This is a genomic window from Clostridioides sp. ES-S-0108-01, from assembly GCF_020662285.1.
Classification (GTDB): Bacteria; Bacillota; Clostridia; order Peptostreptococcales; family Peptostreptococcaceae; genus Clostridioides.
The window spans coordinates 36,406-53,604 of record NZ_JADGMN010000024.1 but is presented as its reverse complement, the minus strand read 5'-3'; the positions used below and the strand labels follow the sequence as shown (position 1 = coordinate 53,604).

General features: G+C 27.2%; 16 protein-coding genes. 15 read left to right on the top strand and 1 reads right to left on the bottom strand.

The genetic code is table 11. The features are described from left to right. Positions 1 to 164: 164 nt before the first annotated feature. Positions 165 to 2,294 (bottom strand): peroxiredoxin, encoded by a 2,130-nt coding sequence (locus IR152_RS16885; protein ID WP_227453073.1) that lies wholly within the window; start codon positions 2,292 to 2,294, stop codon positions 165 to 167. Positions 2,295 to 2,559: 265 nt separating this feature from the next. On the opposite strand from IR152_RS16885, the gene IR152_RS16880 reads away from it, so the two are divergent. The 15 genes from IR152_RS16880 (at position 2,560) to IR152_RS16810 (ending at position 17,198) form a co-directional block, all read left to right on the top strand. Beyond that, positions 2,560 to 2,808 (top strand): hypothetical protein, encoded by a 249-nt coding sequence (locus IR152_RS16880; protein WP_311315452.1) that lies wholly within the window; start codon positions 2,560 to 2,562, stop codon positions 2,806 to 2,808. A 165-nt stretch (positions 2,809 to 2,973) separates the two neighbouring features. After that, complete coding sequence (locus tag IR152_RS16875) at positions 2,974 to 4,365, top strand: UbiD family decarboxylase (protein ID WP_227453071.1); 1,392 nt, start codon at positions 2,974 to 2,976, stop codon at positions 4,363 to 4,365. Between the two features lie 123 nt (positions 4,366 to 4,488). Further along, on the top strand, positions 4,489 to 5,958 hold the full coding sequence (locus tag IR152_RS16870; protein ID WP_227453070.1) for a VanW family protein: 1,470 nt from the start codon (positions 4,489 to 4,491) through the stop codon (positions 5,956 to 5,958). 64 nt (positions 5,959 to 6,022) lie between these two features. Further along, positions 6,023 to 6,616, top strand: coding sequence for a GAF domain-containing protein (locus IR152_RS16865; RefSeq protein ID WP_227453069.1), 594 nt, complete (start codon positions 6,023 to 6,025; stop codon positions 6,614 to 6,616). A gap of 130 nt (positions 6,617 to 6,746) precedes the next feature. After that, positions 6,747 to 8,144, top strand: a complete 1,398-nt coding sequence (locus IR152_RS16860) for a tetratricopeptide repeat protein (protein ID WP_311315451.1) — start codon at positions 6,747 to 6,749, stop codon at positions 8,142 to 8,144. A gap of 181 nt (positions 8,145 to 8,325) precedes the next feature. Next, positions 8,326 to 8,697 (top strand): CidA/LrgA family protein, encoded by a 372-nt coding sequence (locus IR152_RS16855; RefSeq protein WP_227453067.1) that lies wholly within the window; start codon positions 8,326 to 8,328, stop codon positions 8,695 to 8,697. Next, positions 8,690 to 9,379: an LrgB family protein gene (locus IR152_RS16850; protein WP_227453066.1), complete on the top strand. Its 690-nt coding sequence runs from the start codon at positions 8,690 to 8,692 to the stop codon at positions 9,377 to 9,379. Before IR152_RS16855 ends, IR152_RS16850 begins: the two co-directional genes overlap by 8 nt. A 520-nt stretch (positions 9,380 to 9,899) precedes the next feature. Beyond that, positions 9,900 to 10,766, top strand: a complete 867-nt coding sequence (locus tag IR152_RS16845; RefSeq protein ID WP_227453065.1) for a YitT family protein — start codon at positions 9,900 to 9,902, stop codon at positions 10,764 to 10,766. A 241-nt stretch (positions 10,767 to 11,007) separates the two neighbouring features. Next, positions 11,008 to 11,817: an MORN repeat-containing protein gene (locus tag IR152_RS16840; protein WP_227453064.1), complete on the top strand. Its 810-nt coding sequence runs from the start codon at positions 11,008 to 11,010 to the stop codon at positions 11,815 to 11,817. Positions 11,818 to 11,960: 143 nt separating this feature from the next. Beyond that, on the top strand, positions 11,961 to 13,025 hold the full coding sequence (locus tag IR152_RS16835) for a CAP domain-containing protein (RefSeq protein WP_227453063.1): 1,065 nt from the start codon (positions 11,961 to 11,963) through the stop codon (positions 13,023 to 13,025). Positions 13,026 to 13,052: 27 nt separating this feature from the next. Continuing rightward, a complete protein-coding gene (locus tag IR152_RS16830; RefSeq protein WP_227453062.1) occupies positions 13,053 to 13,772 on the top strand; it encodes a polysaccharide deacetylase family protein in 720 nt (239 codons plus the stop codon). Between the two features lie 22 nt (positions 13,773 to 13,794). Further along, positions 13,795 to 14,379, top strand: coding sequence for an anthranilate synthase component II (locus IR152_RS16825; RefSeq protein WP_227453061.1), 585 nt, complete (start codon positions 13,795 to 13,797; stop codon positions 14,377 to 14,379). A gap of 1 nt (position 14,380) precedes the next feature. Beyond that, positions 14,381 to 15,730: an aminodeoxychorismate synthase component I gene (gene pabB, locus IR152_RS16820; RefSeq protein ID WP_227453060.1), complete on the top strand. Its 1,350-nt coding sequence runs from the start codon at positions 14,381 to 14,383 to the stop codon at positions 15,728 to 15,730. Continuing rightward, positions 15,720 to 16,463 carry an aminotransferase class IV gene (locus IR152_RS16815; RefSeq protein ID WP_227453059.1) on the top strand — a complete coding sequence of 248 codons (744 nt, stop codon included), beginning with the start codon at positions 15,720 to 15,722 and terminating at the stop codon, positions 16,461 to 16,463. The genes pabB and IR152_RS16815 overlap by 11 nt, the downstream gene beginning before the upstream one ends. A 33-nt stretch (positions 16,464 to 16,496) precedes the next feature. Beyond that, positions 16,497 to 17,198: a hypothetical protein gene (locus IR152_RS16810; protein ID WP_227453058.1), complete on the top strand. Its 702-nt coding sequence runs from the start codon at positions 16,497 to 16,499 to the stop codon at positions 17,196 to 17,198. Position 17,199 lies beyond the last annotated feature (1 nt).

The window sequence follows — 17,199 nt, the reverse complement described above, 5'->3', positions numbered from 1 at the left end:
ACAATAAATGTGTATAAAATACCATTATTAGTATTTCCTGATAATAAAAAAATATTACTAGAATTGAAAGTTTCCAGTAATATTTAGTAGCAAAAATATATATTTACACAAATCTATATACATTCTCGCTTTTTTATATAATTATAAAATTTTCCTACATTCTATTAGAATTGCCCATAAATATCTTCAAGTTCTTCTTTTAATACCTCAGGGTCATTTATACCAATAGACATGGTTCTAGCCAATATATTTGCTTGGTCGTAAGTTGATGTCCATGAGAATACACCACCTAGACAATTTCTAAGAACATATTGAGTTTTTAAGAATATTGATAAAGCATCCTCATATGACATTGCAAAATCTCCATCTTTAACTAAAAATGGGACTTGAGCAACATTATCAAATCTATATTCATATCCATTTTTATTTATATAATCCTTTCTAAGTTCATCGTAAGTTCTTGTTATAGTAGCACCTAGTCTTCCGTAAAATGGTATACCAAGAAGGATTTTTTCAGAAGGCATTCCAGCATTTTCAAGATTTCTTACCATTATATCAACACTATATCCTGGTAAAGATAAGTCAGACTCAAAAAGGTTTGCTTGATGTTTTCTACCATTTGGTCCTGTTTCACCTGCTGTAAAATCATAACTCATAAGATTAAAATAGTCTATTATTGGAGCTATTTTATCTATTTCAGCACTTAAATTTATATACCCTCTATCTCCTGTTCCAGCTACACTAAGCCATTTGTCATCCCCTATAACGTCTCTTATAGCAGTTAATAAGAGTGTAAAGTTTTCTCTATCTTCAGGTCTTGATTTTATTCCGGCCGCACCACTTCCAGGGTATTCCCAGTCTATATCCACTCCATCCAAAGCATATTCATTTATCATTTGGTTAACCTGTCTTGCAAAATTATATCTAGATGTAGGAGTTAATGCTGCATCAGAGAAGCCTTCAGCCCCCCAACCTCCAATAGCTACGATTACTTGTAAGCTAGGTTTTTCAGCCTTAAGAGCAAGTAATTGATTTAAAAATCTAGGATAAGGAATAAATACATTGCCAGATTCGTCTATCTCTGCAAAAGCAAAGATAACTGCATCCAATAATTGTGCATCTACATTAGTTGGATTGCCAAGAACGTATTCTGCCACAATTGGATTTATGTTTGGACAGTTTATATTTTCAACTATTGGATTGTATGGATCTGTTATTTGTGGTCTAACTAGTTTTTTTGAATCTTTTAAAGTTTTCATAGCTATTTTTTTAGTGTTTTTTTCACTAGTATAATCGTAATTTTTATAATTGTGTTTATAGAAATCTTCATAACTACTATCTTCTTTAGCGTAGTTAGAATTTATTTTGTCACAAGATTTGTCTTTATCATAGTTAGAATCTATTTCATTACAAGATTTATCTTTAAACTTATCCTGTTTGGAGTTGTAAACCTTGTTAGTATTTTTATTATATTTTTTGTCATGTTTACAATCATCTTTAATATCAGCCTTGTGTTCTTGTTTACAGTCAAGAGCTTTGTTCATGTAGTCATGATGTTCATGTTTACAATTACATTCCTTTTCAATATTCTTAGTATGTTCTGTTTTCCAGCTACTAGTATTATCAATTTTTTTGTTCAATTCTTCATCATTATAATTATCTGGTACAAAACATAAGTACCAGTCCATACAGGAATATTTCTTATTACAATTATTAACTCTATTTTTTAACTCCTTATAGTTTTTAGGATATGGTAAAATCACTGGCATTCCAGGAAACCAGTTTGCAGGAGTAACTATATTATCTCTATCACTAGTTTGAAGTGCATCTACTATTCTAAGTATTTCTGGAATATTTCTTCCTGTAGTTAGTGGATAATAGAGAATCGTTCTTAGAATTTGATTACTATCTATAATAAATACAGAGCGAACAGTTGATGTATCGCTCATTGGTTTTGATATCATGCCATACAATTTGGCAATTCTCATATCTCTATCTTCTATAATAGGAAATGGTATTTCTACACCTGTAAGTAAAGACATATTGTACATCCAAGCTAAATGTGAGCTGTTGCTATCAACACTTAGACCAATTAGTTCCGTATTTCTTTTTTTAAATTCGTCATAATATTTAGCAAAACATAAAAATTCTGTAGTACAAACTGGTGTAAAATCACCAGGATGTGAAAATAAAACAATCCAATTACCTTTATAATCAGAGAGTCTAATGGAGCCGTTTGTTGTATTGGCTTTAAAATCAGGAGCCTTTGATCCTAAACTTGGCAAATTTGGCATGTAAATCACCCCTCAATAAATTATCATTTATTTTATTCTATTAATTAGTACATATTAGTGTTACTACTTTATTAAAAATTAAGGAACCCTTATGTCAAAAAAAGATATTTATTAAAAAGATTTAATATTTTCCTAATATAAATGACAATAGTAATTGCTATTTTTTTACTAATTTGGTATAGTAATGGATAAGGGTTAGTGTCAATTTTAGTGATTATACGAGGTGAGTGGATTGAAAAAAATTCTAAGAATTTTAATTATCTCCATGATGATATGTTTTGCAATGACTTTTGCATTAGTATTAATAAATTCAGTTATGGGAGTGCATATAGGATTGGATTATTACTTTTTGATGGGAAGCGTGCTTACAGTTTGTTTGACAATTGGAATTGTTTTATGCAATGCTAGAAAAATATTTGATAGCAAAACTATACATAAAACAAGAATGAAAAATGTCAGTGTTGATAAAAAACAAAAGAGTCATTCTAGGGATATAAAAAGAAAGATATCATAGTTTATGTAAAGGAAATATTTATGTATAAAATAATGATTGATAGGTAAAATAAAAACACGATTTAAGTTGTGTTTTTATTTTTTTTCATGAATTATGATATAATAACCAATAAGAAATTTAGTTTACCATAAAATATAAAGATTGCTAAATGGAGAGGGAATTATAATGAATTTTAGAGATTTATTTGAGAAATCTGTAGATTTTATTGATGAAAAAAGAAAATCTATAGTTGCAATTTCATTATCAGCACTAGGTGTAATTGTTTTAATGATAGTATTTTTCTTAAGTAGTAATGAGTTTAGTGTAGGAAATGAAGCTAATGAGTTGTTAAAAATTATAGAAAAAAGACAATATTCTATAGCTGTTGATTATTATGCAAGTATAGAAAAAAAGTTTTCTGATTCAAAAATGGAAAGGTTTAATAAATCTGTTTCTAAAAAAATAAACAAATTGCTATTAAATAGTGGTGATAAATACTTGGATGGAGATATAAGTCAAGAAAGTTTTATTGGATTAATAAATACAGTGAAAGAGCTAAACAAAATAAGTATAGATGTTGAGGATTTATTAGTTCAAGCTGATAGAGTTAGAGAAATGTATAAAGAAGAAAATACTACTTATGATATTGCCATTAACTATATAAACACTATTTCAATATTGAATGGTATAGGTAGTAACTTAGATGTATACAAACAGAATATAGAAACAATCAAAGAGTCCAGAGATGTTTATGATTCAGCAGTAAAAGACCAAAAAGTATATAAGTTTTATGAAGCTATTGAAAAGTATAATAAGGTATTAAAAGAAGATGAAAAGTATTACGATATGGCTCAAAATGGGAAAGAACAATGTATTGAAGAAATGTATGATTACTATATAAGTAGAGCTGAAGAGGCAAATACTTCTGGAGACTATGAAAGAGCATTACAGTATATAGAGTATTTAAAAGAAGACTATTCAGATGATGAAAAGGTACAGAATTTAGAAAAAAAATATAAAAAGAATCTATCATTGTATACTTTAACATCTGATGACATTATAAATGTAATATCCAAAAAAAGTGGGAAAGACAAGGCAAATCTATCTATAAACTCACTTCCACAAATGATAAAAAATAATAAATACTATTATGCTGAAGTATATGAGTATGACAAATTAATAAATGAGGTCTTGGTAAGTGCAAAAACTAAAGATTTATATTCCTATAAAGATGGTAAAAAAGATTACAAAGTAGATTATGGTGATGGATACTTTAGAATATTAGAAGATGGAAGCTATCAATTTGGTATTACAAAAGATAAAGCTAAATTTGTATTAACTAATACTCTTGATGAAAAAGAAAATAAGTATAAAAAGATTGAGATATTAGACATAGAGAAAGCTGATAGATATGTAAAAAGTAAAAAGAGTTTGGAGGAATTATTTGGGAAATATAAAAATATTTATTATTATGCTGTAGTAAACAAAGGTTTTTTTAGAGGTAAAGAGGTTTATGCCATTAATATTTACAATGAAAAAATATATACCATATCAGAAAATGGGTTAAATGAATATTAATTAATTATATTAATAATGTTAAATTATTATGTAATTAAAAAGTTTTTGATTTTTTAAGGCATATTATGTAGTAATATAATAGTAGGTGTATAGAAATAATTTTATTGTAAGGAGAAGTATGGGATGATTAATGTGAACAAAAAGCTAGTTATAGCTATTGGAGCTGTAGCACTAGTAGTAATAATTTTTATAGGCATAATGTTTATGCAATTTAAAGGGGAGAAAATAGCAAAAAACACATATGTTAATGGAGTAAATATTGGAAAATTAACTAAACCGCAAGCAAAACAGGAGTTAGCTAAAAAATACAAATTAGAGAATGTTGAGTTTAGTTATAATGGTAAAAGTTGGAAAGTAAAAAGCGAAGATTTAAATTTAGCTACTGACTTGGATAAAACAGTAGATAATGCATATAATTTAAATAGAAAGAGTGGTTTCTTTAAGAATCTGTCAAAAACTATTTCAGCAAATTTTGGGAAAAAGAGCAACTTAGTAGTAGTGATAAATTATGATAAAAGTAAATTAAAAGCAGAAATGGAAAAAATAGCTAAAGAAATAGATGTAGATGTAAAAGATGCAACTCTTGATATAAGTGGTGAAAAAGTAAAGGTTGTACCAGATTCTGATGGTCTTAAAATGGATGTTTCTAAGAGTATGGAGAATTTTGATAATCAAACTAAAAAAGGTAAGTATAAAAATGAGTTAGTGGTAAAATCTACTCCAGCAAAAGTAAAAAAAGATCAACTTGCTAATATAGATACAAATTTAGGTAAGTATTCAACAACGTTTAAAACTTCCCAAATAAATAGAAGTATAAACATAAAATTAGCAACAGATAATATAAGTAATATATTACTTATGCCAGGAGAAACTTTCTCATTTAATAAACATACAGGTAAAAGAAGCAAGGAAAATGGATATAAGAGTGCACCTGTAATAATGGAAGGTGAGATGGAAGAAGACTATGGTGGAGGAGTTTGTCAAGTTTCATCTACATTATACAATTCTGTGTTATACGCAGGTCTAGAAATTGTTAATGTAAAAAATCATACAATACCATCAAGCTATGTTCCAAAAGGAAGAGATGCAACTGTTGCAGATAGTGGAATAGATTTTTTATTTAAAAATAATCTAAAGCATCCAATTTACATAAAAAATTACGTTTCAGGGAATCAAATTGTTTGCAACATATATGGAAGTGCAGAAGATAAACAAAACATAACAATATCAACAAAACTAGATGGTGTTTCACAGAATACGATGAAAAGGGTTAATGACCCTACAATGCCTAAAGGTAAAGAAAAAGTAGATAAGAGTGGAAGAAATGCATATTCTGTATCAACATATAGAACATTTAATGATGCAAATGGTAAGAAAATAAAAACTGAAAAAATAGCTAATTCATATTATCCTAAGAAGGAAGGTATTATATTAGTTGGAACTATGGAACCAAAACCAGAGGAAAAACCGAATACAGATGAAAATAAAAATAATCAGAACACAAATAATCAAAATCCGGATAATAAACCAAAACCAGAAACACCACCAACTGATAATAAGCCTAATGAGACACAACCACAACCGCAAGCTTAAAGTTCTCAAGAATAGGATTTATGTAGAGTATTAAAAAATATAAATCTAAATAGGAGGGATTACTTTGAATTTAAATAATATAACGAATTACGTTCAAAGTATTTGCGAGAATATTTCTAATGTGTTGGATGTAGATGTTACCTTAGTTACAAAAGATTTAACTAGGATAGCAGGTACAGGAATATTCAGAGGTAAAATAGGAGAGACAATATCAGAGAAATCTGTATACTCTCTTGTTTTAAAAGATGGAAAATCCTATGTTATAAATAAGGAGATAGAAGAGAACTGTAATAAATGTGCAAATAGAGAAGATTGTAAAGAGTTAGCTGATATATGTACTCCCGTTAAAATGGGAGAGCATATACTTGGAATTTTGGGTATAGCTGCATTTAATGAAGAGCAAAAAGAAAAGATACTTTCAAAAGATAAAGAGTTAACTGCTTTTGTAAGGAGTATGTCTGACTTAATATCTTTTAAATTAGATGAATTGTATAAACAAGAAGTTAAGACTATAGATGACCTTGAGAGGGAAGCTATAGAAAATGCCATAAAAAAATATGGAAGCAACACAGAAGGTATGAAAAAAGTAGCTGAGGCACTAAATATAGGTATAGCCACACTCTATAGAAAAGTAAAAAAATTCAACATTAAAAGTTAATAGTATTGAAAAAGAGGTAGCCTTTTCATAAAAAGAAGAGGATTACCTTTTTTATTATGAGAATAATGGCAAAATATGTATAGTTTTGACTTGACATATTAAATATGTTATCTTAAATATATATTTTAGAGTGGAGGTGAGTATTATTTTAGTTAAAGATATAAAACAAGATATAGAAAACATGCCTAGAAAAATTTTAGATATATCTTTGATAGAAGATAATAAAAGTGATTTGACTTTTTTTAATATAGAAGAAGAAGACGGTGACGAAACATTAAAAACATTAAAACAGAGTTATGTGACTACAAATTATAAAGAAGAAACACTATTGAACTTACAAGGAGCTTTAAATTCAAAGTCAGACACAACATCAAAGGAGTTAAAATTAGAATCATATAAAAGATATAATAATGCATTGGATTTAGCATATAAAAATTATATAACTAGTGCTATTAATATGGTCAATAAAGCTTTAGAGATAAATCCTAAAGACATTGATATACTAAATCTTAGAGGGCTTTTAAAGTTATTGAAATGTGATTTTGCTAAAGCCTTTGAGAGTTTTTATACTGCTTTATGTTATGAAAATAATCATATATCTAGAAAATATGTAAATCTAATTTCATCTGAAGATTTTAAAACTTTTTTAGGAAGATACAATCATTCTATAAGATTTATAAATGAAGAATTAAATTATGAGTCAATACATATTCTAGAAAACATAGTTGAAGAAGAACCTGAGCTAATAGAGCCATATGTAATTTTATCTTTGTTGTATGATAAACTAGGCAATATAAAAAAGAGAGAGGGATACTTAGACAAACTTAAAGAGTTAGATAAAGATAATCCAATATTTGAAAAAGGTGAAGAAGAAAAAAAAGATACAAATAAAAAGGAAGAAGTAAAAAAAGTAAAAAGAAAGAAAAATATTTTACCATACATTATAGTTGGTTGTGTTTTAGTAGGCATGGGTCTATATTTGATTCAAAACAAAAAAAGAATAGAAAATTTAAATAACCAAATAAGTAGTAAAGAGGAAAAGCTAAATGAAACTGATAAAAAGCTAGGAGAAACGAGTAAAAAATTAGAGAAAACGAATGAGGAATTAAATGCGGTTAAAAATAAAGAACCAGAAAGAGAGATAGCTGTAGTTGATGAGGAAGATTTATATTATCAAGCTCTAAATTTAAAGAAAAATAAAGAATATAAAAAAGCTATAGATAATTTTAAAAGTGTAGTCTCTTCTGGAAAAACTAAAAAATATATTTCTGAATCAATATATCAATTAGCAATAACAAATAAGTTGTTAGGAAATAAGGATGAAGCTATAAAATATTACAAAAAGTATATAAATACTTATACTAAACATGACCAGTATTATGATGACTCATATTACGAGTTGGGTATGCTTTATTATGATAATGGTGATTTAAAAAATGCACAACAAACTTTTTATAGTTTAAGAAGTGAAGTTCCTGATAGTATGTATAACAATTCAAAAATAAAAGAAATTTTAAGTGAAAAATAAGTTTATATAGTTAAGTTTTTTTGAAACAAACGAGTATGTATTTTATTAAATTAAAATAAAAATAAATTAAAAAAGAGATTGTATTAAATTATAACTTTCTATTTCAAGAAAGATATTTGCTTGTTGATAAAACTACAAATATATGATTTGAAGCAATCTCTTTAGTTTTAGGAGGTGGAAAATGAAAATTTTCAATCAATTAGTAATAATTTTATGTATATGGGTATTAGGAGAGTACATAAGTTCCTTTATACAGGAAATTATACTTATTCCTGGGAGTATAGTTGGTATGCTATTATTATTCATACTACTACAATTTAAAGTTTTAGATTTGAATAGTATAGAAAATGTAAGTGGATTTTTCCTTGACAATATGGCTATATTTTTTATACCAGCAGGTGTATCACTTATAAAATCATTAGACTTAATAAAGGAAAATGTATTAGTGCTTTTATTAGTCATATGTTTAAGTACACTAATAGTAATGTATACTACTGGAATTATAGTAGAAAAGATGATAAAAAAGAAGGAAGAAGGGCAAAAAAATGTATAATGTATTACAGATGCCAGTGTTTGGAATAATAGTAACAATAGTATTTTTTAATTTAGGGAGATATATTCAGAGAAAAACAAATAACCCCATATGTAATCCTATGTTAATTGCAATTATTGGAATAATATTATTTTTAAAAATAACTAAAGTTCCTTATGAGAATTATAAGATGGGAGCTGATAGTATAAATTTCTTTTTGGGTCCTGTTACAGTAGTACTTGCAGTTCCACTTTACAAGCAATTTAAATTATTAAAAAAGCACATACTTGAGATTCTTATAGGTATAGGTTGTGGCATATTAATTTCTCTTCTATCTGTACTGATAATTGGTAAAATAGCTAATTCAGATGTAAGTATAATAAATTCGTTGATTCCAAAGTCTATAACAACACCAATGGGAATATCTTTGGCAAATTCTTTGAATGGTGTAGAATCAATAACAGTTGTAGCCATAATTTTTACAGGTATTTTTGGTGGCATGGTCGCTTCTATAGTATTCAAACTTGGAAAGATAAATCATCCAGTTGCTAAAGGAATTGCCCTTGGAACGTCTGCACATGCTCTAGGGACTACAAAGGCTTTTGAACTTGGAGAAGTAGAAGGGGCTATGAGTGGCGTTTCTATTGGAGTTTCTGGTACAATTACAGTAATACTAATCCCAATTATAATGAATTTTATATAAAAAATAAAATTAAAACCAGTATCTTGAATACTTAAAACAAAATAAAATAAAAAAAATTTAAAATAAAAACTGAATGAAAAAAATGCAAATAATGAAATAAAAAAATCATGTACTGAAATTATAAAAATAAAAATTTCATTTAGGAATTAATTATGAACAGATAATTATTAAATTTAAATTTGTTAAAATAAAATAAATTGCTGTTTGAATGGATATTTAGAAAAAGATACTATAAATTTACTATATTGCAAGTTAAATAATAAGTAGTATCATATTATGCTAGAAAGAGTTTCATTTAGAGCATAAATGAGATGATTTGAACGTTTTTAAAGATTAAAATATAAAAGTTTGCACTAGACATATATGAAAAAGGTACTATAATAGATGATGTAATAGATGACAGTTCAAGACATTATATAAAAAAATTTATTTGAAATATTATCTATTGCATCAGGAATAATATGTGTAAAAGTGAGTTTTTAAAATTCTAAAGATTTAGAAAGATTGAAGGGAGAAAGAAATGAGTGAAGTTAAGAATACCCTACAAAAACATCCAGTTTTAAGATATTCAACGATGTTATTTGGGATGTTGATGACATCTATAGGAATAAATGGGTTCTTAAGACCAGCACATCTACTTAGTGGAGGTGCTACAGGTATAGCAACATCCATCAACTATTTGACAAATATAAATGTGGGTTTATTAACATTTTTAATCAATATTCCAATATTTATCTTAGGGTTTATATACCTTGAAAAAGAGTTTTGTATTTCAAGTTTAGTAAATATGATTGTATTTTCATTATTATTAGGTGCAACTCAAGAAATAAGTAAGATTATACCTATACATGATATATTGCTTCAAAGTGTATATGGTGGTATATTATCTGGTTTGGGTGTTGGGATTGTATTTAGAACTAGGTCTTCCCAAGGTGGTACAGATATAATAGCTGCAATACTAAAAATTAAGAAGAATATAGAACTGAAAGATACTGCTTTAGCAATAAATGGCTTGATAGTACTTACAGGAAGCTTTTTATTTGGATTAGATTTAGCATTGTACACTCTTATAGGTCTATTTTTAAATGCGTATTCAATGAGTTTTATTAAAGATGCAATGAATTATCAAAAATCTGTTATGGTAATGTCAAATGAAGTCGATTTAATAGCAGAAGATATAATGAAGAGTTTAGTTAGGGGTGTAACTTTTTTAGATGCAGAAGGTGCATACACTCATCAAAAAAAGAAGATTATATATACAATAGTATCATCAAATGAGATACCAAAAATAAAAGATATAGCTTTGAGGCATGATAAAAAAGCATTTATATCTGTAAATGATGTTACAGAGGTAAAAGGAAGAGGGTTCAAAGCAAAAGATTTATAGAAAATTTTACAAGCTGGGAGTTTATAATATGAATTCGTATATTATAGCTCTCGGCTTGTTTAAATTTAGTATAAGCAAATAAAGGTTTTATTAATAATTTGTGTATCACTTTAAAAAATATCATTTTAAAATTAAAATTGAAAAAATTACTCAATATGTAGAAAACATGACCACTATTAGGATATAATAAATTTAATAGATTTAGTAAAATATCTAGGAATAACGTTGGAGGAATGGCATTATGAATTTATCTAAAGAATATGTTAATTTGTATGATAATTATTTGAAATATATAAATGAAGTAAACAAAGAGATTAGAAGTATAAAGAACATGAAGAAGCGTGTTTTAAAAAAGGGCTATTTTGCTCCAGAAAATGAAGTATTAGAATTAGAAGGAAAAACGATACGTGATATAGATGATGTTGAAACAAAAAAACCAAAAAATAAAATATATAAATTTTCAAATGGAGATATATATGTAGGAAAATTTCTAGATGGAAAAATGGAAGGGCAAGGGTCATATACTTTTTTTGTTGATGAAGGGACGGATATGGAGTACATAGGAGAGTTTAAAGAAGATAAAAAAAATGGAAAAGGAAACTTTGTATTTTCAAATGGAAATGAATATATAGGTCATTTTGAGGAAGATATGATGAATGGTGTTGGAAATATGCTCTATAATAGTAAAGATGAGTACATTGGAACTTGGAAAAATGGCAAGAAGGATGGAAAAGGTATTTATAAGTGGAGTGATGGATGTATATATGCAGGCGAATTTAAAGGTGGAAAGATGGAAGGGTATGGTATTTGCTATGATAGTAAGGGTGAAATACTTTATGAAGGAGAATGGAAGAACAATTTGATTCATGGTAAGGGGATTTATATATGGGAAAAAGGTAAAAAATATGTAGGCGAATTTATGCATGGTAAAAAACATGGGCAAGGAACTTTTTATCTAAATAATGAATTGGTTTATGAAGGGACTTGGAAATTCGATAAGCCGTCCATCTTTGATAGAACATTAGATGAAATATTTTCTTTGAGACTGTAGCTTTATCTATTAGTAGATAAAGCTTTTTTCTAATACTTTACTGTAAATAGGTATGAATGATGCTGATTAGTACACACTATCAATATTAACGCAATAAATGTAATATTAAAAAATTTTGATTGATTTTAAGAAGGAGGAATATATTGAAGAGATTAATTGCTTTAGTGTTAGTAATACTTATTGTTTTATTTTATAGTCCTGAATTTTTAGAAGAAGGATATGATTTAAAAGAAAAGTTTTTTCAAAGTGAAATATGGAATGAATTTTTAGACAAGATAAATATAAATAATAATTTTAAGAAAGATAAAAAAGAAAAAAATCAAAATTTACAATCAAATAATACTGAAGGGGAAAATTTAGGAAAATCAGATATAAAGAACTTTGAAAAAATAAGTTTAGGAGACAATTTAAGTCAAGTTTTATCAAGTATTGGAAAACCTGGTAGAATTGATACTAGTGAATATGGTTTTGATTGGTATGTATATAATCAATATGGAAAAGAATTTGCTATGGTTGGGCTTGAAAATAATGAAGTAGTGGCACTTTACAGTAACTCTATGAATTCATGTGAGAATCAAGATATAAAAATAAATCAAGATAGACAGACAGTGAGAACTAAGATTACACCATTAAAGTATAAGAGAAAAGGAAATACCAGATATATAATAAACTCAGAAAATCAATATGATATAATAAGTAACGAAGGTAAGTATATTACAATTTTCTACGATATTCATGAAGAAAATAGAGTTTGTTCATATTTAATAATTGATAAAAGTACTGAAGATAGGTTTAAAAAATTGTATCCAGATGATAGAGAAGAAATTAAAAAATGTTTTGAACTTGAAGTTATAGACCTTGTAAATAGTGTTAGAAATCAAAGAGGGTTAAACTCGCTGAGATACAGTGAACAGGCAACTTTGAGCTCAAGAAAACATAGTGAAGATATGAGAGATAATAATTTTTTTGACCATATAAATAAGAATAATGAAACTCCATTTGATAGAATGAAAAGAGAAGGGATAGTATATACTTCAGCTGGAGAAAACATAGCAGCAGGACAGATTAATGCAATATATGCACATGAAGCTTGGATGAATTCTGAAGGACATAGAAAAAATATTTTGGGGAATTATAATAATATTGGAGTTGGAGTAATATTTGGAGGAAGCTATAAAACATATTACACTCAAAACTTTTATAAATAACTAAAATATTTGAAAGGAAGTTTGAAAATGACATCATGGAAAAAAAAGACAGTATATAAGTGTTTAATAGCAGTAATCTTGTTTTGCGGAATAATGTTAATATCTAATTTTAGTAAAGTTTCTGCTTTGATGACGGATACCAATGGAAATGTTTTGATTAAACATGGTTCAAGGGAAAAAAAGCTAGTAGCAATTACCTTTGATGATGGACCTCATCCTAAAGAAACTAGTCAAGTTTTAGATGTGTTAAAAAAATACAATGTAAAAGCTACCTTTTTTATAGCAGGAAAGCATGCAAAATGGTATAAAGAGCCATTAGTAAGAGCAAGTAAGGAAGGTCACGAGATAGGAAATCATACTTTTAATCATCCTGATATAAGCAACTTAAGTTCTAATCAAATAGAAGAGGAGATTGTTAAGTGTGAAGATATCTTAAAGGAAGTAACTGGAAAAAAACCTACATTATTTAGACCACCATTTGGAAGTTATAGAGAAAAAGACCTAATCGAAATTGCAAAGAAGCATGACTATAAAGTTGTTTTATGGACAGGTGTAGATGTAAAAGATTGGAAAAATCCAGGAGCTAATAGTATTGCAGATAAAATAATTAATAAAGTACAAAATGGAGATATAATACTTTTACATGATTATGCAACTAATGATACAGTTGAAGCTTTAGATATGTTTATTCCAAAAATGATTGAAAAAGGTTTTAAATTCGTAACGGTTTCTGAGTTAATAAAATAATTTTTAGGGGGAGATTTATAGTATGATTCTAATGATAGACAATTATGATTCTTTTGTATATAACCTAGTACAATATATAGAAGAATTAGGGGAAACAGTCGTAGTAAAAAGAAATAATGAAATCAAAATAAGGGACATTGAAGAACTAAATCCAGAGGTAATTGTGTTATCTCCAGGACCATGTTCTCCAAAAGAAGCTGGCATTTGTATAGATATTGTTGAGTTTTTTAAAGGGAAAAAACCTATACTAGGAATTTGCTTGGGTCACCAAACTATTGGTCATGTTTTTGGAGGAGATGTTATAAAAGCTCAACAGCCTGTACATGGAAAAGTATACAGTATAAACCATATTAATGAAGGCGTTTTTAGGGGGCTTAAAAATCCTTTAAATGTCACTAGGTATCATTCACTAATAATTGATTCTAATACAGTTCCTAAAGAACTAGAAGTTACAGCAACCACTGATAAAGGAGAAATAATGGGAATTAGACATAAGAAATACTTAATAGAAGGAGTACAGTTCCATCCAGAAGCTATTTTATCAGAGTATGGGCATGAAATGCTGAAAAACTTTATAACAGAAGCTAGAGAAAGGATACATATGTAATATGATAAGAGAGATAAATACTAAACTGAATTCTTTTGAAATATTTACTATTTTTAGAAATGAACATGATAGTTTTATATTAGATAGTGCTATGGATAAAGAAAAATTGGGGAGATATTCTTTTATAAGTAGCCAACCATTCAAGGTATTAAAATATAAGGATACTGATGAAAATCCTTTAGAAGTTTTAAAAGAAGAACTACATAAATATAGAGTTGTAAATGATACTAATCTTCCGTTTGTAGGGGGGGCTGTAGGATATTTATCTTATGATTTAGGTAATTACATAGAAAAATTACCTAGAACTGCTATAGATGATATTGACATGCCTGATATGTATTTTGGATTTTATAATCATGTAATAGTTATAGACCATCTTGTGGAAAAAACTTACATAGCTACTCCAAACATAGATATAAAATTAGAAGAAAAGATAATGGATGATATAGAACAAAAAATATTAAAAGAAGAGAAAAAAGGTATAGATAGCATATGTTATCAAGAAAAAGAAGTAAAACCTATAAGACTTAAATCTAACTTTACAAAAGAAGAATTTAAAAATGCAGTTCAAAGTGTTAGAGAGTACATAAGACAGGGAGATATATATCAAGCTAATTTAACACAAAGATTCAGTGGAGAAACAGAACTTACCAGTTTTGAATTGTATAGAGACTTGAGAAGATTTAGTCCAGCGCCATTCGGAGCATTTTTAAACTTTGAAGGTACACATATATTATCAAATTCTCCAGAACGATTTATAAGATGTGTCGATAAGAAAATAGAAACTAGACCAATAAAAGGTACTCGTCCAAGAGGTAAAGATAAAGAAGAGGACTTAAAGCTTCAACAAGAACTTAAAAGTAGTGAAAAAGACAGAGCTGAACTACTTATGATAGTAGATTTAGAAAGAAATGATATTGGCAGAATATCTAAAACTGGAAGTGTAAAAGTTCCAGAACTATTTGTAATTGAACCATATGCAAATGTAAATCACTTAGTTTCAACAGTTGTAGGTGAGCTAAAAGATGATAAAGATGCTACTGATGTAATAAAAGCAACTTTTCCAGGGGGGTCTATAACAGGAGCACCTAAGATTAGAGCAATGGAAATTATAGATGAGCTGGAGCCAACGCAAAGAAATGTATATACTGGTTCAATAGGTTATATAGGTTTTAATGGTGATATGGATTTTAATATAGCGATTAGAACAATAATTAAAAATGATAAAAAAGTTTATTTTCAAGTTGGAGGAGGAATGACTTGGGATTCTGACCCAGATGAAGAATATCAAGAGACACTTGATAAAGCAAAATCTATAATGAAGGCTTTGAGGGGATATTATGAAGAATAATGTAGGTTTTGATAGTAGTTTAAGTAAATTTGGAATTGGTTTGTTTGAAACTATTAAAGTTAAAAATGGCATACCAATAGATTTAAATATCCATATAGAAAGAATGCTAAGTTCAATAAAATGTTTAGATTTAGATATAAACTATAAAAAAGATTTCTTAATAAATGAAATTATTACATATATAAAAAAAGAAAATGTTATTGATAAAGCACTTAGAATTACCGTTTTTGATGAAGGTTATAATATATCCATTAGGAATATTCCATATAATCAAGATACATATAAGAAGGGATTTAGATTGACTATATCGCCAATAGTTAGGGGGAATAGTTTAATTCATAGACATAAGACTACTAATTATTTTGAAAATATATATACCAAAAATGTCGCAAATAAGGATGGTTATAATGATGGTATATTTTTAAATTCAGAAGGTGTAATATTAGAATGTTCTATGAGCAATATATTTTTCATAAAAGAAGAAAGAGTGTATACTCCTAGTGGTAAATTGCCAATATTAAATGGAATAATAAAAAAAAGGATTATAGAGATTTGTGACGAATTAGATATAGAGTTGGTAGAAAATGAAATTAATATATCAGAAATTAGTAGTTTTGATTTTGTTTTTGTCACAAATAGTCTTATGGGCATTATGAAAGTTACAGAAATTGACAAAATAAAATTTAATAAAGAAAATGCTGTTTTTAATAATATATTAGAATTATTAGAATAAATTAAAATATTAACAATTTGTTGGAGACAAAGAATGATAGGTTGCATTTATGAAGTATATAATGAAGAGATAACTAAAATAATAGAAAACCAAAACACTTTGGCCGTATATTTGGTGGGCTCTAGTAAAAATGTAGATTTTACTCTTTATGATGTAGAAATAAACGATATTGATGTATTCGTTTTTGTAAAAGAAGGGGAAAAACAGAAGAGAATACTATTTGAAAAAAAGGGAATAGAATTTGATATAAATTACTTTTCAAAAGATGGTGTAAAAAATTTATTATCAAATAGGGAATATTTCTTTGTGAAAGAAATGAAAGATGCTAAAGTACTGTTTGATAGAGAGAATATATCACATACTATAAAAGATATAAGTAGAGATATTTACTTAGAAGGACCTAGTAAAATATCATTAGAAGAAAAGTCTTTTTTAAAGCAAGATATTGGAGCAAAAATATCAAATTTAAAAAATAAAGAAAAATTTGATGTTTTTGAATATCATTTTTTGACGAATTTATATTTAAAAGATATAATAATTGGGTACTTTAATATAAATGATAAATGGGTACCAAAGGATAAAAAATTGCTAAAAGTTTTAAAAAAAGAAAATAATGAGCTTTTTGAACTAGCATCAAGAGTAAGTGAAAATTATGACTATCAAAGACTTTTAGATGTTTATAATTATATTTTTAAAGAAATTGAGACAAAAGAAGTTATAAAACTAATCTTCTAGT